Origin of the sequence: Stenotrophomonas sp. SY1, assembly GCF_021202945.1 — a bacterium.
Classification (GTDB): domain Bacteria; phylum Pseudomonadota; class Gammaproteobacteria; order Xanthomonadales; family Xanthomonadaceae; genus Stenotrophomonas.
The window spans coordinates 1,081,464-1,099,143 of the sequence record NZ_JAJOYR010000001.1; the positions used below are offsets into that span (position 1 = coordinate 1,081,464).

The 17,680-nt window shown below is 64.6% G+C and carries 19 protein-coding genes; 15 read left to right on the forward strand and 4 right to left on the reverse strand.

The annotated features are described in order from the left end of the window. Positions 1 to 93 precede the first annotated feature (93 nt). The 3 genes from dusB to LR961_RS04320 all read right to left on the reverse strand — a co-directional run bounded on the left by dusB (position 94) and on the right by LR961_RS04320 (position 3,465). Positions 94 to 1,092, reverse strand: coding sequence for a tRNA dihydrouridine synthase DusB (dusB, locus tag LR961_RS04310; protein ID WP_232147210.1), 999 nt, complete (start codon positions 1,090 to 1,092; stop codon positions 94 to 96). Positions 1,093 to 1,185: 93 nt separating this feature from the next. Beyond that, entirely contained in the window at positions 1,186 to 2,136 is a 951-nt protein-coding gene (locus LR961_RS04315) for a ribokinase (RefSeq protein ID WP_232147211.1), read from the reverse strand. 30 nt (positions 2,137 to 2,166) lie between these two features. Beyond that, positions 2,167 to 3,465: a nucleoside transporter C-terminal domain-containing protein gene (locus LR961_RS04320; protein ID WP_232147212.1), complete on the reverse strand. Its 1,299-nt coding sequence runs from the start codon at positions 3,463 to 3,465 to the stop codon at positions 2,167 to 2,169. Between the two features lie 202 nt (positions 3,466 to 3,667). Between LR961_RS04320 and LR961_RS04325 the strand changes: the two genes are divergently transcribed. The 4 genes from LR961_RS04325 to LR961_RS04340 all read left to right on the forward strand — a co-directional run bounded on the left by LR961_RS04325 (position 3,668) and on the right by LR961_RS04340 (position 8,425). Next, the gene (locus tag LR961_RS04325) at positions 3,668 to 4,639 is read left to right on the forward strand and encodes an aldo/keto reductase (RefSeq protein WP_232147213.1); all 972 of its coding nucleotides are present in this window, start codon (positions 3,668 to 3,670) and stop codon (positions 4,637 to 4,639) included. Between the two features lie 174 nt (positions 4,640 to 4,813). Next, positions 4,814 to 5,008, forward strand: coding sequence for a hemin uptake protein HemP (locus tag LR961_RS04330; RefSeq protein WP_232147214.1), 195 nt, complete (start codon positions 4,814 to 4,816; stop codon positions 5,006 to 5,008). Between the two features lie 178 nt (positions 5,009 to 5,186). Next, a complete protein-coding gene (locus LR961_RS04335) occupies positions 5,187 to 7,394 on the forward strand; it encodes a TonB-dependent hemoglobin/transferrin/lactoferrin family receptor (protein WP_232147215.1) in 2,208 nt (735 codons plus the stop codon). Between the two features lie 98 nt (positions 7,395 to 7,492). After that, the gene (locus tag LR961_RS04340; protein WP_232147216.1) at positions 7,493 to 8,425 is read left to right on the forward strand and encodes a DUF6607 family protein; all 933 of its coding nucleotides are present in this window, start codon (positions 7,493 to 7,495) and stop codon (positions 8,423 to 8,425) included. Positions 8,426 to 8,558: 133 nt separating this feature from the next. Here LR961_RS04340 and LR961_RS04345 read toward each other — a convergent pair whose 3' ends face one another. Then, on the reverse strand, positions 8,559 to 8,912 hold the full coding sequence (locus LR961_RS04345) for a DMT family protein (protein ID WP_232147217.1): 354 nt from the start codon (positions 8,910 to 8,912) through the stop codon (positions 8,559 to 8,561). Between the two features lie 161 nt (positions 8,913 to 9,073). On the opposite strand from LR961_RS04345, the gene LR961_RS04350 reads away from it, so the two are divergent. From LR961_RS04350 to LR961_RS04400, 11 genes are all read left to right on the forward strand, one after another. After that, positions 9,074 to 9,787, forward strand: coding sequence for a response regulator transcription factor (locus tag LR961_RS04350; RefSeq protein WP_057633435.1), 714 nt, complete (start codon positions 9,074 to 9,076; stop codon positions 9,785 to 9,787). A 119-nt stretch (positions 9,788 to 9,906) separates the two neighbouring features. Continuing rightward, a complete protein-coding gene (locus LR961_RS04355) occupies positions 9,907 to 11,172 on the forward strand; it encodes a HAMP domain-containing sensor histidine kinase (RefSeq protein ID WP_232147218.1) in 1,266 nt (421 codons plus the stop codon). A 146-nt stretch (positions 11,173 to 11,318) separates the two neighbouring features. After that, entirely contained in the window at positions 11,319 to 11,699 is a 381-nt protein-coding gene (locus LR961_RS04360; RefSeq protein WP_232147219.1) for a diacylglycerol kinase, read from the forward strand. Positions 11,700 to 11,752: 53 nt separating this feature from the next. Beyond that, on the forward strand, positions 11,753 to 12,502 hold the full coding sequence (locus tag LR961_RS04365) for a TerC family protein (RefSeq protein ID WP_232147220.1): 750 nt from the start codon (positions 11,753 to 11,755) through the stop codon (positions 12,500 to 12,502). Positions 12,503 to 12,738: 236 nt separating this feature from the next. Next, positions 12,739 to 13,374, forward strand: a complete 636-nt coding sequence (locus LR961_RS04370; RefSeq protein WP_232147221.1) for a LemA family protein — start codon at positions 12,739 to 12,741, stop codon at positions 13,372 to 13,374. A 10-nt stretch (positions 13,375 to 13,384) separates the two neighbouring features. Beyond that, on the forward strand, positions 13,385 to 14,278 hold the full coding sequence (locus tag LR961_RS04375) for a TPM domain-containing protein (RefSeq protein ID WP_232147222.1): 894 nt from the start codon (positions 13,385 to 13,387) through the stop codon (positions 14,276 to 14,278). After that, positions 14,278 to 14,769 (forward strand): TPM domain-containing protein, encoded by a 492-nt coding sequence (locus LR961_RS04380; protein ID WP_232147223.1) that lies wholly within the window; start codon positions 14,278 to 14,280, stop codon positions 14,767 to 14,769. The genes LR961_RS04375 and LR961_RS04380 overlap by 1 nt, the downstream gene beginning before the upstream one ends. A 64-nt stretch (positions 14,770 to 14,833) precedes the next feature. Then, positions 14,834 to 15,739 carry a prolipoprotein diacylglyceryl transferase gene (lgt, locus tag LR961_RS04385; RefSeq protein WP_232147224.1) on the forward strand — a complete coding sequence of 302 codons (906 nt, stop codon included), beginning with the start codon at positions 14,834 to 14,836 and terminating at the stop codon, positions 15,737 to 15,739. Beyond that, positions 15,736 to 16,530 (forward strand): thymidylate synthase, encoded by a 795-nt coding sequence (locus LR961_RS04390; RefSeq protein WP_232147225.1) that lies wholly within the window; start codon positions 15,736 to 15,738, stop codon positions 16,528 to 16,530. The genes lgt and LR961_RS04390 overlap by 4 nt, the downstream gene beginning before the upstream one ends. A 23-nt stretch (positions 16,531 to 16,553) precedes the next feature. After that, complete coding sequence (locus LR961_RS04395; protein ID WP_232147226.1) at positions 16,554 to 17,132, forward strand: hypothetical protein; 579 nt, start codon at positions 16,554 to 16,556, stop codon at positions 17,130 to 17,132. Continuing rightward, positions 17,129 to 17,620 (forward strand): dihydrofolate reductase, encoded by a 492-nt coding sequence (locus LR961_RS04400; RefSeq protein ID WP_232147227.1) that lies wholly within the window; start codon positions 17,129 to 17,131, stop codon positions 17,618 to 17,620. The genes LR961_RS04395 and LR961_RS04400 overlap by 4 nt, the downstream gene beginning before the upstream one ends. Positions 17,621 to 17,680 lie beyond the last annotated feature (60 nt).

Here is a 17,680-nt window from a genome sequence, read left to right on the forward strand (position 1 = left end):
ACAGCAAAGCCCGCCATCACGGCGGGCTTTTTGTTTTCGGCGGAGTGCATGGCACCGCAGTCGGGACCGCGCTTTGCTTTTCAGCGCAGGCGCTCAGGCAGCTGGTGAAAGTGCCGGCGTTTCTCCGGCGATCAGCGCATCGAAGTAGTCGCGGGTCAGGCGAAGCTGTGCATCGGCGCTTTCGGCCGCGTTGACCACGGCGCGGAAGGCGGCATTCTCGGGCCGGTCCTTGGCGTACCAGCCCAGGTGTTTGCGCGCGATGCGCACGCCCTGCGGTTCGCCATAGAAGCCGTGCAGGTCGTTCAGATGGCCGAGCAGGATGTCTCGTACTTCCTGCAAGGTCGGCGGCGGCAACTGCTCGCCGGTAGCCAGGTAATGGGCGATCTCGCGGAAGATCCACGGCCGGCCCTGCGCGGCGCGGCCGACCATCACCGCATCGGCGCCAGTGTGCTTGAGCACCTGCTCGGCTTTCTGTGGCGAGTCGATGTCGCCATTGGCCAGCACCGGGATACGCAGCGTCGCCTTGATGCCGGCGATGGTGTCGTGCTCGGCCTGGCCGGTGTAGTGCTGGTCGCGGGTGCGCCCGTGGATGGCCAGCGCGGCGATGCCGCTGTCCTCGGCGATGCGGGCGATGGTCGGTGCGTTGCGCACGTCGGCGCACCAGCCGGTGCGGATCTTCAAAGTGACCGGCACCGGGACCGCATTGACCACCGCTTCGAGGATGCGCGCCACCAGTGCCTCATCACGCATCAGTGCCGAGCCGGCCCAGGCGTTGCACACCTTCTTGGCCGGGCAGCCCATGTTGATGTCGATGATCTGCGCGCCGTGGTCGACGTTGTAACGCGCCGCATCGGCCAGTTGCTGCGGCTCGGTGCCGGCGATCTGCACGCTGATCGGTGCCGGTTCGCCGGCATGGTCCATGCGGTGGATGGACTTGCGGGTGTTCCAGAAGCGAGGGTCGCTGATGGTCATTTCCGACGCAGCCAAGCCCGCGCCCAGCCGCTTGCACAGCTGGCGGAACGGCTTGTCGGTGACGCCCGCCATGGGGGCGAGCACCACGTTGGGGGCGATGGTGTAGGGGCCGATCTGCATCTGCGTATTGTAGTTGCCCTGCCATGCGGCAGCGGCTGAACAGCATGACGGCCCGTTTCCGGGCCGTCATTGGGTTCGACAATGAACGGCGGATCAGACGTCGGCGGGGGTCATCCGCGGCATCGACAGCGCCGCGCCTTCCTGCTCGGTGGAGCGGGCGGCGTACTGGTTGGCAAAACGCACGTGCTTGATGAAGGACGCTTCCGGGGCATGCGCCAGCGACGCTGCCAGCGCGCCGTTGAAGGCATCGCCGGCACCGGTGGTGTCCACCACCTGCACCGACTCGGCCGCGACGCGGTAGTACGGCTGGCTGTCACCACGCAGCCTGTCCTCGTCGTGCGAGACGAACACACCCACCGCGCCCAGCGTCACCACCACGGTGTTGCCCGAAAGCTTGCGGCACAGCGCATGCAGGCTGGCGCCATCCAGCGCGGCCACGTCGTCCGCTTCCAGGCGCTCGCCGACATGGCGACCAAGCAGGGCGGCGAACTCGGTTTCGTTCGGGGTCAGCACGTCGGCAAGCTTGAGCAGGCCGATGCTGGACGGAGCGTTGGCCGGGGCGGCGTTGAGCATGGTCAGCACGCCGGCCTCGCGGGCCAGGCCGAGCATGGCTTCAATCGATTCCACCGGCGATTCCAGCTGCGCCAGCAGCACCTTGGCGTTGCCGAGCAGTGCGGCGTTGGCGGTCATGAATGCCGTGCTCAGCGAGGCATTGGCGCCAGCGCCGATCACGATGGAGTTGCGGCCACGGCCATCGACGTAGATGCCGGCGGTGCCGGTGGGTTCGCTGCTGGCTTCGGCAATCAGGCTGATGCCGTCAGCGGCGGCCAGCTGGCGGGCGAGGGCGCCACCGGCATCCTCGCCCAAGGCGCAGACGAAGCTGGTGTCGGCACCCGCGCGACGGGCCGCCACGGCCTGGTTGAAGCCCTTGCCGCCGGGGCCGGTGCTGTAACGCCCGGCAATGGTCGCCCCTGGCGCGGGCAGGGCATCGCAGCGCCAGACGTGGTCGACATTGAAAGAACCGGCAACGACAACAGAACTCATGGAATCTACGTCTCTAAGGTGGCTGATGAATCAGCCGAAATGGGTCAGAACGCCGGCGATGGTAGCGGTCATCAGGGTAGCAATGGTGCCACCGAGCACAGCGCGCAGGCCGAACTTGGCCAGGTCCTGGCGACGGTCCGGGGCCAGGCCGCCGATGCCGCCGATCTGGATGGCGATCGAGCTGAAGTTGGCGAAGCCGCACAGCGCGTAGGTGGCGATCAGACGGCCTTCCTCGCTCAGGGTGACGCCCGGGACGTTGCCCTTGATGATCTCAGACAGGTCCATGTACGCCACGAACTCGTTGATCACGACCTTCTGGCCGATCAGCGAGCCGACCGTGGTGGCATCAGCCCACGGCGTACCGATCACCCAGGCCAGCGGTGCCAGCACGTAGCCGAAGATCGTCGCCAGGTTGGTCGGCTTGCCGATCGCCTGGGCCAGGCCGGTCACTTCGCCGATCCAGGTCAGCGGCGCGTTGAGCAGCGCGATCAGGGCGATGAAGGCCAGCAGCATCGCACCGATGTTCAGCGCCAGACGCAGGCCGTCGCCGGCGCCTGCAGCGGCGGCGTCGATGATGTTGGAGGAGGTCTTTTCCACTTCCATCTTGACCGTGCCACGGGTCAGCGGCGTGCCGGTTTCCGGCACCAGCAGCTTGGAGATCACCAGCGTTGCCGGGGCGGCCATGATTGAAGCGGCCAGCAGGTGCTTGGCGTAGAACGCCTGCGCGGTCGGGTCACCGCCACCGAGCATGCCGACATACGCCGCCAGCACGCCACCGGCAATGTGCGCCATGCCGCCGATCATCATCGTGATCAGCTCGGACTGGGTCATCTTGGAGATGTACGGGCGCACGGTCAGCGGCGCCTCGGTCTGGCCGATGAAGACGCTGGCGCAGACGCTGGTGGTTTCGGCACCGGACACGCGCATCACCTTGGTGATGGCCGCGGCCATCACCCGCACGATGGCCTGCATGACGCCCAGGTGGTACATCACGCCCATCAGCGCCGAGAAGAAGATGATGGTCGGCAGCACCTGGAAGGCGAAGATGAAGCCGTACTTGGGTACGTCCATCAGGCTGCCGAAAATGAAGTTGGAACCTTCATTGACGAAGCTCAGGATCTTGACGAAACCCTTGCCCAGCCAGTCGAATACGTCACGACCACCAGGCACCAGCAGCACCAGCGCGGCAAAGGCGATCTGCAGCGTGATGCCGGTCGCAACCAGCTTCCAGTCCACCGCCTTCTTGTTGTTGGAGAACAGCCAGGTGATGCCAATAAGCACCGCCAGGCCGAACAGGCCGAAGCCGATCCTGCCCAAACCTTCGACCATGATGAATCCCCGGGCGTGCCCGCAAAAGACGCAAGCCTAGAGCAGCGGCCTATGCCGGGCAAGAATTGCTGGCGCAGATGTTCCCAATTGCCCTGATTGCGCCGGTATCGGCAAGGTCTGGGGGGCTATCGTGCCAATAGTCACGGTTACACTTGCGGCCCCTGTCCGCGCTCGCGCGCGGATCGAAACTCAGGAGCCAGCCATGCAATATCGCCGTCTCGGGTCGTCCGGCCTGCAACTTTCCGCGTTGTCCTTCGGGGCCTGGGTCACCTTCGGCAGCCAGATTGGCCGCGACGAATCGCGCAACCTAATTGCCGCAGCCTGGGACAACGGGGTCAACTTCTTCGACAACGCCGAGGGCTACGCCAAGGGCCGGGCCGAGCAGGTGATGGGCGACGTGATCGCCGACCTGCGCCTGCCGCGCGACGGTTACTGCGTGTCCAGCAAGGTGTTTTTCGGTTCGGCCGAGGAGCCGGCACCGACCCAGCGGGGGCTTTCGCGCAAGCACGTCACCGACGCCTGCCACGCCGCGCTCAAGCGCCTGCGGGTGGACTATCTGGACCTTTATTACTGCCATCGCCCGGACCTGGAAACCCCGATCGGTGAAACCGTGCTGGCCATGGACACCCTGATCCGCCAGGGCAAGGTGCTGTACTGGGGAACCTCCGAATGGTCCGCTGAACAGATCGCCGAAGCGGTGGCCTTCGCCCGCACCAATCATCTGCACGCACCGAGCATGGAGCAGCCTCAGTACAACCTGTTGCGCCGCCAGCGCGTCGAGCAGGAGTACGCGCCGCTGTATGCCGATGCCGGCCTGGGCACCACCATCTGGTCACCGCTGGCCTCGGGCCTGCTGACCGGCAAGTACAACGACGGCATCAGCGCCGATTCGCGCCTGGGCCAGCCGTCGCTGGAGTGGCTGCAGGCCTCGGTGCTGGGTGAACCGGCCGACGACCGGGTGGGCAAGGCGCGTCGCTTCACCGCCTTGGCGGCGGAGCTGGGCGAATCACCGGCGCAGCTGGCCATCGCCTGGTGCCTGCGCAATCGGCATGTGTCCAGCGTGATCCTGGGCGCCAGCCGGGTGTCGCAGCTGGAGGAAAACCTGCGTGCGCTGGATGTGCTGGCGCGGGTGGACGAGGCAGCCTGGCAGCAGATCGAGGCCATCTTCGCCTGACCGCAGCGGGTCGTTGCCGGGTGGTTCGGACACGGCGGCTCGGCCCGAAGCCGGGCCGCCAGCGGTTCCCTGACCCTGCACCGGGCGGGGCACGCGTAAAAAATTGAGAATGGGTCTTGATTTGGTATTGAGAATCATTATCATCAACTCCGTCCCCAGCACGGAATCACGATGATGTCCGCTCAGCCCGTCCTGCTCCGCCCCCGTACGCTCCACCTGCCGCAACGTCCGGCCCAGTTGATGTCGGCCGACGGCGTGATCGATAGCGGCGCCCTGCTCAAGGGCCAACGTGAAATCGTCATCCAGCACGGCGACAAGTTCTATCGCCTGCGTCATACCAGCAACGACAAGCTGATCCTGACCAAGTGATCGGCGCCGAGTAGTCGGCGCCACCTCATTCCGGGTTCGCATTCCCCGCCAGCCGGCGCGTTACCGCGCCATGCCCGCCTGAATCGCACATCTTTCTCCCCCCTTGGCCGCGGCCGGGTTGCCCTGCAACCCGGTCGCATCGCCAAGGGTTTCCTTTACCCAACGATTCCTGGCGTCCATGATCCGTCCAACTGTCCTGAGTGCCGCCCTGTGGGCGGTGCTGTCTTCTCCTGTCCATGCTGAAGGCGCTGCCGTCGCCGATACGCATGACTTCGACCGCGTCCAGGTCACCGCCACCCGCACCGAGCGGGCGGTCAGCGATGTCGCTGCCACCGTCGATGTGATCGATCGCGAGCAGTTGGACAAGCAGCTGGTGCAGGACATCAGCGACCTGGTCCGTTATGAACCCGGCGTCTCCGTCACCCGCAGTGCGGCGCGCTTCGGCCTGGGTGGTTTTCGCATCCGCGGGCTGGACGGCAATCGCGTGCTGATCCAGACCGACGGCATCGCCATGCCCAAGAGCTTCGACATCGGCAGCTTCGCCAATGCCAACCGCAACTTCACCGATCTGGAAACCCTCAAGCGGGTGGAGATCGTGCGCGGTCCGGCCAGTTCGTTGTACGGCTCCGATGCGCTGGGCGGCGTGGTGGCCTTCGTCACCAAGGACCCGGCCGACTACCTGGCCGATGACAAGAACAGCTATGCCGGTTTGAAGTTCGGCTACGACGGCGACTGGCAGGGGCTGCTCGGCAGCGCCACCATGGCGTTCGGCGGCGAGCGCTGGAGCGGCATGGTCAACGTCAATCATCGCCAGGGCCAGGAAACCGGCAACAAGGGTGACGTGCGCACGAAGGACTACACCCGCACCGCGCCCAATCCGCAGGAACGTGACGGCCGCAGCGTGCTGTCCAAGCTGGTCTATGCGCCGGACGAAAACCAGCGTTTCCGGTTGACCGTGGAAGGCAATGAGGACATCACCGATACCGATGTGTACTCCGCCGTCAACGACAAGCACCCGACGCCGTCGGCGCGGACCACCACCAGCATGACCGCGCATGACAAGCAGACGCGGGCACGCGTTTCGTTCGCACACGAAATGGACGTGCTGGACTGGGCGGTGGCCGACAGCCTGCGCTGGCAGGTGTACCGCCAGGACAGCGAGACCACGCAGATCACCAACGAAGGCCGTACCAATGGCAGCCGTCGTCATCGTGAATTCAACTTCGACCAGCGCGTGTACGGTGCACAGGCACAGTTCAACAAAGGCTTCCAGACCGGCGGCGTGGAGCACGCGCTGACCTGGGGTTTCGATGGCGCGTGGACCGAGGTCCGCCAGAAGCGTGATGGCTTCCAGGTGCTGGCCAACGGCAGCACCAGCACCACGATCCTGCCCGACGCGTTCCCGGTGCGTGACTTCCCGATCAGCAAGACCACCGAGCTGGGCCTGTACGTGCAAGACGAAATGCGCATGGCCGATGGCCGCCTGTCGCTGGTGCCTGGCCTGCGCGTGGACCACTACCGGCTCAAGCCGGAGGTCGATGCGATCTTCCGCGAGGACAACCCGGGCATGGAAGTGGCCTCGTTGAACAAGACCAGCGTGTCGCCGAAGCTGGGCATGGTGTGGCGCTTCGACGACGAGTGGTCGCTGTTCGCCGGCTACTCGCATGGCTTCCGCTCGCCGCCGTACAACGACGTCAACCTGGGTTTCACCAACGTCATGTTCGGCTACACCGCCATTCCCAATCCGAACCTGAAGCCGGAAACGAGCAATGGCCTGGAGCTGGGCATGCGTTACCTGACGCCTGCGGCCTACGTCAGCGTCAGCGGCTACTGGAACGACTACAAGGACTTCATCGAGTCGCAGCGCAATGTCGGCCGCAATGCGCAGGGGCTGCTGGTGTTCCAGTCGCAGAATATTTCCGAAGCGCGCATCTATGGTGCCGAGTTGAAGGCCGGCGTCGACTTCGGCGAGCTCAGTGCCGCGCTGGAAGGTTGGTCGCTGCGCGGTGCCGTCGCCTGGGCCCATGGCCAGAACCGCACCGAGGACGTGCCGCTGGACTCGGTGGACCCGCTGCGTGGCACCGTCGGCCTGATGTACGACCGCGATGCATGGGGCGTGGAGCTGGCCGGCACGTTTGCACAGCGCAAGAGCCGCGTGGCCGACGATGCCACCTACCGCCCAGCTGGCTACGGCGTGCTTGATCTGATGGGGCATTGGGAGTTTGCGCCCGGTGCACAGTTCAACGTGGGTGTGTTCAACCTGGCTGATCGCAACTACATCGATTGGTCCAGCATCACTTCCACGCTGGCGACCGGCAGCACCGTCATCGATCGTTACAGCAACCCGGGTCGCACGGTTTCGGCCAGCCTGTCGGTGTCCTGGTAATCCCTGGGTTTCCCCCGGCTTCTCCAGGGCCGGGTCGAAGGATCGATCAGGAAGCCACGGATGGCTATTTCTCTTCGCAACGTACAAAGGAACGCTCAATGAAGCTCCACATCGCCAGCCTGCTGCTGCTCACTGCCGCCAGCGGTGCGGCCAGCGCATCGCCCGCCGATATCGCCCGTGACCATGACGCCATCCTCGCCATGCAGGGCGAGTACACCGTGGATTTCGCCTTCGACGAAACCGTGCTGCTTAAGCCTGGCTACGAGCGCGCGCCGGCGATGCGCAGCGGTGGCAATGAAGTGGTGATCGTGGTTGAGGACACGCCGCAACGCATCGTGCTGCAGCATCTGCTGGTGGACGAAAAAAGCGGTCACGTGACCAAGCATTGGCGCCAGGACTGGGTGTACGAAGCACCCAACCGCTTCGAGTTCACTGCCGACCAGACCTGGCTGGTGCGCGCCATCCCGGCGCCGGTCAACCAGGGGGCGTGGACGCAGTGCGTGTATGAGGTCAGCGATGCGCCGCGATACTGCGGTACCGGCAAGTGGAGCTATGACAACAACGTGCCGACCTGGACCAGCGACCTGAGCTGGCGTCCGTTGCCGCGCCGCGAGTACACCAAGCGCAGCGACTACAACGCGCTGGCGGTGGTGAACCGGCATACGCTCACGCCGAACGGCTGGACGCACGAGCAGTTCAACACCAAGGTGCAGCGCAATGCGGACGGCAGCCAGGTGGAGATTGCCCGCGAGTTCGGTTTCAACGATTACATCAAGACCACTGAGGTCGATTTCTCGCCGGCGATCGCCTACTGGAAGGGCACCTCGGGCTTCTGGGCGCAGGTGCGGCAGCGCTGGGATGGATTCCTGGGCAAGGCGCCGGGTGTGCATCTGAAGACCAAGCTGGACGGCATGGCGATGATCATTCCGCTGTTCGAGCAGGCAGAGGCCGTCAAGGATGGCGCGGCGGTGGATACAGCCAGGATCGACGCAGTGTTCAAGCAGTACGTGGAACCGGCGGCAGTCAAGTGAGAAAAAGGCCCCGCATTACGGGGCCTTTTTCTTTGCGCGGAGATTCGGCATCCGCTGTCTGATGGCATGGTCCGGCAATGTGCGCAGGGCGGGGCAACGAAGCGTGGTCCCAGCCTGCGATTAGGCTGCCGGCTTACTCCTTGAACATCAACAGCACCGCCGCCAAGATCAGCGCGAACGCAGCCCAATGGTTCCACTTCAACGGTTGGCCCAGATAGGTGGCCGAGAACACCGCGAACACCAGCAGGGTGATCACCTCCTGCATACCCTTGAGCTGCGGCGCCGAGTACACCGCGCTGCCCAGCCGGTTGCCCGGCACCTGCAGGCAATACTCGAAGAAGGCGATGCCCCAGCTGATCAGGATGACCGTGGTCAATGGAGCGGACTTGAACTTCAGGTGGCCATACCAGGCAAAGGTCATGAAGACGTTGCTGGCAACCAGCAACAGCACCGGGTACAGGTAGGCGGTGAAGGGCGAGGCGGGCATGGCAGAAATCGCGTCGGCGGGCTTGCCAGCATAGGGGAGAGGCCCGCCAAGCCTGCGGGAGGGATTTTGTTTCAATTGAAACTTGATGTGTAGCGAAGTCTTCACACCGTTTCTACTCGGCGTACGGCATCTTTCACAAAGCTGAAGACTGAGGAGGCTCCATGCGACAGACAAAGGAATCGTCCGGGCTCGTGCTGGTCGTCGAGGACAACCGCAATATCTCCGAGATGATCGGTGAGTACCTGGAAGGCAAGGGGTTCGAAGTGGACTACGCGGTCGATGGCCTGGATGGTTACCGGTTGGCCGCAGAAAACAGCTATGACGTGGTGGTGCTGGACTTGATGCTGCCGCGCCTGGACGGCATTGAAGTATGTCGTCGCCTGCGCAATGAAGCGCGCAAATCGACACCGGTGCTGATGCTCACCGCGCGCGACACGCTCGACGACAAACTCACCGGGCTGGGTTATGGCGCCGATGATTACCTGACCAAACCCTTTGCGATCCAGGAACTGGAAGCGCGCCTGCGAGCCTTGATCCGTCGTGAGCGTCGCCAGGTGGGCGCCGAAGTGCTGAAGGTGGCCGACCTGGTGCTTGATCCGGTCAGCATGCGCGCCACCCGTGCCGGCAGTGAGCTGCAGCTGTCGCCGATCGGCCTGCGCCTGCTCACCATCCTGATGCGCGAATCACCGCGCGTGGTGACGCGACAGGAGATCGAACGCGAAATCTGGGGCAATGGTCTGCCCGACTCGGACACGCTGCGCAGCCATCTGTACAACCTGCGCAAGATCATCGACAAACCGTTCGATCGGCCGCTGCTGCACACGGTGCAGAGCGCTGGTTACCGCATCGCCGACATCGGTCAACCGATGGGCTGAGCGGCATCCGCGCCGCCATTCAGGGCCGCCACGGGCAACTGACGTGGCGGCTTTTTTATGAATACGGATCGGTAGCGCCCCACTGCTCCCTATAATCGCCGTGGCTCAGGGGGAGCAACATGGCGTACGGCTTGCCGCGCAAAATCCGGATCGCGTTCATCGTGCAGGCATTGCTGGCGAGCCTGGCAGTGCTGTTGGGCGCCTATCTGCTCACTGCGGTGGCAACGCGGGTGCTGGTCAGCGTGGGCTTGCATGAAGAGGCTGAGCACTATTGGACCCTGCACGCAGCTACGCCTGAGCAGGCCACTCCCAATACGCGCGGCATTCGCGGTTATCTGCTGCGCCCGGACCAATCGGCTGAAGGGCTGCCCGCCAACCTGCGCCCACTTGCGCCCGGATTTCATTCGTTGACCACAGACGGGCAATGGGTGCTGGTGGACCAGCGACCGGCTGGCCGGCTGTATCTGGTGTTCCAGCAATCGCGGGTCCAGCGTGGCGCCTTCTGGCTGGGGGTGATGCCGGCATTGTTGCTGCTGCTGGCCGTTCACGCGGTGTCTTGGCGGACCTATCGCGTGTCACGGCGGCTGGTATCACCGGTGAACTGGCTGGCGCGGCGGGTGGCGCGCTGGGACTCGCGTCATCCTGACGCCAGTGAGCTGGCACCGGATCGGCTGCCGGCCGATGTGCAGGGCGAAAGCCGGCAGTTGGCGCTGGCCCTGCACGCCATGGCGGGCAAGGTTGCCGAACATGTGGCGCGCGAGCGCAACTTCACTCGCGATGCCAGCCATGAGCTGCGCACTCCGCTGACCGTGATCCGCATGGCCAGCGACATGGCCCTGGCCGACCCGGAGATCAGCGTGCAGCAACAGCGCAGCCTGATGCGCATCCGCCGTGCAGGGCAGGACATGGAAGCGATCATTGACGCCTTCCTGTTGCTGGCCCGCGAAGTGGAGCCGCAGCAGGAGACCTTCGATGTGGGCGAAGTGGTGCGGCAGGAGGCCGAGGCCGCCGAGGAGCTGCTGGCCGGCAAGCCGGTCAGCCTGCATGTGCGGGTCGACGGCCCGCAGCCGCTGCTGGCGCCGCCGGGGGTGATGCACGTGGTGATCGCGCAGCTGCTGCGCAACGCCTGCCACTACACCGATGCCGGGGAGGTAGAGGTGCGGGTGACCGATGGTACGGTCGTGGTACGCGATACCGGCATAGGTATCAGCGCCGAGGCGCTGGGCAAGGTGTTCGACCCGTTCTATCGCGCCGGCTCCGGGCGTCCGCAGGGCAGCGGGCTTGGCCTGCCGATCGTGCGCCGGCTATGTGAACGCTGCGGCTGGCGCATCACCCTGCACAGCACTTTAGGCCAGGGCACCACTGCCACGTTGCGCTACCGCTGAGGGTGAGCCGCCATCTGGGGCTCCCAATAAGTGCCGGGCGGATGTGGCAAAATTGGGGATTATTTTCGGGCCCCGAGTCATGCCGATGCCGGTTCTGCTGCCGTTCCCCTCTCTGTACGCTCTCGGCCAGCCTGGCGGGGTGCTGCGTGGCTGATCAGACCGGGCACCTGCCGCGTGGGCCGGCGCGCATCCTGAAGGCCGCCAAGTGGTCCTGGCAGGGCTTGCGGGCCGCTTGGCTGCACGAATCCTCGTTCCGGCTGGAAGTGTGCCTGTTCGTGGTGTTGGCACCGTTGGCGTTGTGGCTGGGGCAAACCCCGGTGGAACGCGCGTTGTTGATCGGTTCGATGTTGCTGGTGATGGCGATGGAGCTGGCCAACTCGGCCATCGAGGCCGTCATCGAGCGTTACGGCCCGGAGTATCACGTGATGGCCGGACGCGCCAAGGACATGGGTTCGGCGGCGGTGTTCGTGCTGATGATGAATGTTCTGCTGTGCTGGGGCCTGATCCTGTCGCCCCGGCTTTTCTGAAACCACCTGCCGGGCGGCGGTGGTAGTACGGTTTTTGTTGAAGGATTGCTCGCATGTCTTTTGAGTTTCTTGCCGACCCCAATGTGTGGGTCACCCTGTTCATGCTCAGTGCGCTGGAAATCGTGCTCGGCATCGACAACCTGGTGTTCATCTCCATCGCCGTCGGGCGCCTGCCCGAGGAAAAGCGTCCGCTGGCGCGTCGTGTCGGCATCGCGGTGGCCTGTATCACCCGTGTTCTGCTGCTGATCTCGCTGGCCTATCTGGCGCACATGGAGAGCAACCTGTTCACCGTGGCCGGCATGGGTATTTCCATCCGCGACCTGGTGCTGATCCTGGGCGGTCTGTTCCTGCTCTACAAGGGCATCAAGGAAATCCGCGAACTGGTCAGCGGCGGTGAAGATGCCGATCCGACCACCACCAAGGTTGCATCGTCCTTCGGCATGGTGATCGCGCAGATCGCCATCATCGATATCGTGTTCTCGCTGGACTCGGTGATCACTGCGGTCGGCATTGCCGACCATGTGCCGGTGATGGTCTGCGCCGTGCTGCTGGCGGTGGCGGTAATGCTGCTGGCGGCCAACCCGCTGGGCCGTTTCATCGATGCCAACCCGACCGTGAAGCTGCTTGCGCTGGCCTTCATCCTGCTGGTCGGTGCGGTGCTGGTGCTGGACGGCCTGGATGTGCACGTGCCCAAGCCCTACATCTACGCAGCCATGGGCTTCTCGGTGCTGGTGGAATGGTTGAACCTGCTGATGCGCCGCAATGCCAAGGCCCATCACGTGCCGGGTGCGGACAACTGGTAAGCCCGTCGGTGACTGGGCTGTAAGCCGGATGTTCTGACAAACCCCGCGTTCTCCGGAACGCGGGGTTTGTCGTTTCAGGGCCGGGGCAACGGCGGGGATGGTTGCGTCAGGCATGTTGCCGGGGAGCGGCCCGTCAATGGCGCGAATCTGGCCGGTGCCTGCGGGCGGGGCCGTATGCACACGCTGCACACCGGCCGTGGCATGCTCGGCGCTCCTGCCGTCCAAGGATCCCGACCATGCGCCAGTTCCTCCGCCTGATGTTGCTTGTCATTGCGGCAATCTCGATTTCCGGGTGTGGCTACAACGCCATCCAGCAGAAGGACGAGGCGGTGAAGGCCGGCTGGTCCGAAGTGGTGAACCAGTACAAGCGTCGTGCCGACCTGATCCCCAATCTGGTCAACACCGTCCAGGGCTATGCCCAGCAGGAACGGCAGGTGCTGACCGAGGTGACCAACGCCCGCGCCAAGGTCGGGCAGATCCAGGTCAATGCAGATGATCCCGCCTCGCTGGCGCAGTTCCAGCAGGCGCAGGGCGAGCTGGGCAGTGCGCTGTCGCGGCTGCTGGTGGTCAGCGAGAACTACCCCACGCTCAAGTCCGACCAGAACTTCCGCGACCTGCAGGCGCAGCTGGAAGGCACCGAAAACCGCATCACCGTGGCGCGCGGCCGGTACATCCAGATGGTGCAGGACTACAACACCTACATCCGCTCGTTCCCGCAGGTGATCACCGCCAAGCTGTTCGGTTATTCGGCCAAGCCCAATTTCACCGTGGAGAACGAGGCGCAGATCGCGCAGCCGCCGGAAGTGAAGTTCGGCAGCCCGCAGCCGGCCGCGCAGCCGCAGCAGAGCCCGCCGCCGGCTCCGGCGCAGTGAGCCTGGGTCAGTGAAGCGCGCGCTGCTGCCGCGTCTGTGGCTGCTGTTCTGCCTGCTCGGCTTCGGCTGGGCGGGCTGGGCCGGCGCCCAGCAACTGGCGCCGATTCCCGCGCTGGATTCGCCGGTGGTCGATACCACCGGCACTCTGGATGCGGCCGGCAAACAGGCGCTGGTGCAACAGGCGTTGGCGTTGCAGCAGCGCAAGGGCAGCCAGTTGCAGGTGCTGATCGTGCCGACCACGCAGCCGGAAGACATCGCCCAGTACACCACCCGCGTGTTCGAGCAATGGGCCATCGGCCGCAAGGGCGTGGACGACGGCGTGTTGCTGGTGGTGGCCAAGGATGACCGGCGGGTGCGTATCGAGCCTGGTTACGGACTGGAAGGTGCCATTCCCGATGCCATCGCCAACCGCGTGATCCAGGAGTACCTGGTGCCGCGCTTCCGCCAGAACGATTACGCCGGTGGCATCACCGCCGCTACCGGTGCGCTGGTGGGCTTGATCGACGGCGAGGAGCTGCCGCCACCGGTGGCCAGCAACCGCGACGGTGGCGGCGATGGTGACCAGGTGTTCTTCATGGCGATCATGATCGGCCTGTTTGCTTCGGTGGTCATGCGCCTGTTGCTGTCCAAGCTGCCGCGGCCAATACGCGGGCTGATCGCTGGGGCCGTGGCCGGTGGCGTGGGCCTGCTGGTGCTGTCGATGGTCGGCGGCGGCATTGCCGCGCTGGTGGCGTTCTTCCTGTCCTTCGGCAATGCCTCGCGGGGCGGCTTCGCCAGCGGTGGTGGCTGGGGTGGAGGCGGCTTTGGCGGCGGAGGGTTTGGTGGAGGCGGCGGCTTCGGCGGTGGCGGCTGGGGCGGTGGTGGTGGTCGATCGGGAGGCGGTGGCGCCTCGGGGAGCTGGTGATGCGCTGGTTGCGCCATCTTTTTGCGCCTACGGCACAGGCCGCGTTCCCGGAAGCCAGCCTGGACCGGATCGCCCACGCGATCGCCGATGGCGAGCGTCTGCACGGCGGTCAGGTGATGTTTGCGGTGGAATCGGATCTGCCGCTGTCGGCGATCTGGAAGGGCGTAAGCCCGCGCCAGCGCGCCGAGCATGCGTTCGCGGTGCTGCGTACCTGGGACACACAGGCCAACAACGGCGTGCTGATCTACCTGCTGCTGGCCGACCACGCCATCGAGATCGTCGTCGATCGCGGCCTGCGTGCGCAGGTGGAGACGCAGCGCTGGCAACTGGTGTGCGAGCACCTGCGCGAGCAATTGCAGCACGGTGACCGGGAAGCGGCGGTACTGGCGGCGGTGGCCGAGGTCTCGCAGCTGCTGGCCGAGTACTTTCCGCCGGACCCGCAGCGCGCGACCGGCAACGAGTTACCTGACCGGCCGCAGCTGCTCGGCTGAGCCGGCGGTTGACGCCGGGGATGCAGCCCCGAGAATAGGGGATCGTTCGCCGGACAATGCTTCCATGATCTATCTGCATGACATAGACCCCATCGCCTTCTCGCTGGGGCCGGTAGATGTGCATTGGTACGGCATCATGTACCTGCTGGGCTTCGCCGCCGCCTGGTGGTTGGGGCGTAGCCGCATCCTTGCCGGGCGCCTGCCTGGCGTGAACATGAACGGTTTTTCCGATCTGCTGTTCTACGCGATGCTCGGCGTCGTGCTGGGTGGTCGTATCGGCTACATGCTGTTCTACGCAACCGATGCGTTCCTGGACAACCCGCTGATCCTGCTGCGCGTATGGGAAGGCGGCATGAGTTTCCACGGCGGCCTGCTCGGCGTGATGGTCGCGGGCTGGTGGTGGACCCGCAAGCACAAGCTGCATTACTTCGACACGATCGATTTCGTCGCGCCGCTGGTGCCGTTGGGTCTGGGCTTCGGCCGGTTGGGCAACTTCATCGGTGGCGAGCTGTACGGCAAGTTCACCAACAGCGGTTGGGGCGTGATCTTCCCGCACGCGCCGTTGCAGGACATTCCCGCCGGTCTGCCGACCATGCAGCAGCTGCTGTCCAGTACGCAGATCCAGCAGGATTACGCCGCCGGCCTGCTCAACCAGTACGCACGCCATCCTTCGCAGTTGTATGAGGCGCTTTTGGAAGGGCTGGTGATGTTCGCGGTGCTGTGGGCGTTCTCGATGACGCCGCGCGCGCGTTACGCCGTGTCCGGCCTGTTCGCGTTGATGTACGGCAGCTTCCGCTTTCTGGTCGAGTTCGTGCGCATGCCCGACAACGGTGTGTACGTGGCCTTCGACTGGCTGACCCGCGGGCAGATCCTGAGCCTGCCGCTGATCGCGCTGGGCGTGGTGCTGTTGCTGATGTCGCGTCGTGCACCGGTGCTGCAGCCGGTGTTGCCGCTGGAAGAAAAGGCATGAAGCAGTATCTGGATCTGCTCCAGCATGTACTGGAGCACGGCAACGAGAAGTCCGACCGCACCGGCACCGGCACGCGCAGCGTGTTCGGCTGGCAGATGCGCTTCGACCTCAACCAGGGTTTTCCGCTGGTCACCACCAAGAAGCTGCACCTGCGCTCGATCATCCACGAGCTGCTGTGGTTCCTGAAGGGCGATACCAACATCGCTTACCTGCAGGACAACCAGGTGCGCATCTGGGACGAATGGGCCGACGCCAATGGCGATCTTGGCCCGGTCTACGGCAAGCAGTGGCGCAGCTGGGCGACGGCCGATGGTCGCCAGATCGACCAGATGCAGTGGCTGGTCGATGAGATCAAGCGCAACCCGGATTCGCGCCGGCTGGTGGTCAGTGCGTGGAACGTGGGCGAGTTGTCGCAGATGGCGCTGATGCCCTGTCACAACCTGTTCCAGTTCTACGTGGTGGACGGCAAGCTCAGCTGCCAGCTGTACCAGCGCAGCGGCGACATCTTTCTCGGCGTACCGTTCAACATCGCCAGCTACGCGCTGCTGACCCACATGGTCGCCCAGGCAACGGGCCTGGGCGTGGGCGATTTCGTGCACACGCTGGGCGACGCGCATCTGTATTCCAACCACTACGAACAGGCACGCGAACAGCTCTCGCGCGAACCGCGCGCATTGCCGAAGCTGTGGTTGAACCCGGAAGTGACCGACCTGTTCGGTTTCAGCTTCGATGACATCCGCATCGATGGTTATGACCCGCATCCGGCGATCAAGGCGCCGGTGGCTGTTTGACGTTTCGGAAAAGGAGATTCTTTATGCGACGGATTGCATTGTTTTTCGTGGTTCTGGCTGTGGCGGTGCAGATGCCGGCATCTGCGGCAAAACTGGCAAAGCGATCGCAGTCAGAGCAGAACGCTGCCATCTATGCGCAGCTCATCAAGCCTGCGCTGCAGAAATCCTTGGTTGAGGATTTGCTGGGCGAACTGGAAGATAGATCCCTCGCTTATGCCCCGCCGGGATGGGAGGAGCAATGCGCGGAGATTCGGCCTGCGGTGCGCGGATTCGTGCAAAGCCGCGTTCTCCCTTGGACGCAGAAGTTGGTGGATGGAGACGAGCTGGCCGATGGTGTGGCGGCAAGCTTGCAGGAGCAGCTGACCGCGGCTGAGAGGCTTTTGATCGTCACCGCAATGGACAGTGGCAATGTGGCAATGGCTACGTATCTGGTAGCCAATCACAGAGGGTTGGCGGAGCGCTTGAGTGTGCTTTTGGGCGACCAGATGAAGGCTGGGCTGTCAGAGAACCTTTCGGTTGTAGTGGAGGGGGCGACGCATGACGTCAGGCCAGTTGTTGACTCGTGTAAAGCCCGTTTGGCTGCGCCGGGGGCAGCGTCTTGAAGCTCTCACTCATCGCCGCACTGGACCGCAACAACGGCATCGGCCGTGACAACACGATGCCGTGGCATTTGCCGGACGACTTCAGGCACTTCAAGGCACTGACCCTTGGCAAACCGATCCTGATGGGGCGCAAGACCGCCGAATCACTTGGTCGCGCGCTGCCGGGGCGGACCAACCTGGTGCTGACCCGCAGCGGACAGGTGCCGTTCGAGGGCATGCGCGCGGTGGCTTCGCTGGAGCAGGCGCAGGCCATCGCGGCCGAAGAGGGCGCCGATGAGTTGTGCGTGATCGGCGGTGGCGAGATCTATCGCTTGTTGCTGGACCGAGCCACCGATCTGCATCTGACCTGGGTGGATGCAGAGGTCGCGGCAGACACGCATTTCCCGGACGTTGATCCTGCAACGTGGCAGGAAACGGACAGCCAGCCGCATGCGGCCGATGAACGGCACGCGTTCGCGTTCCGGTTCGTGCATTACGTGCGGCGCTGAGGTTCGAGGCACAAAGCACAAAGCACCCCTCCCAAGTCGTCCCCTTCGCCTACGGCGCAA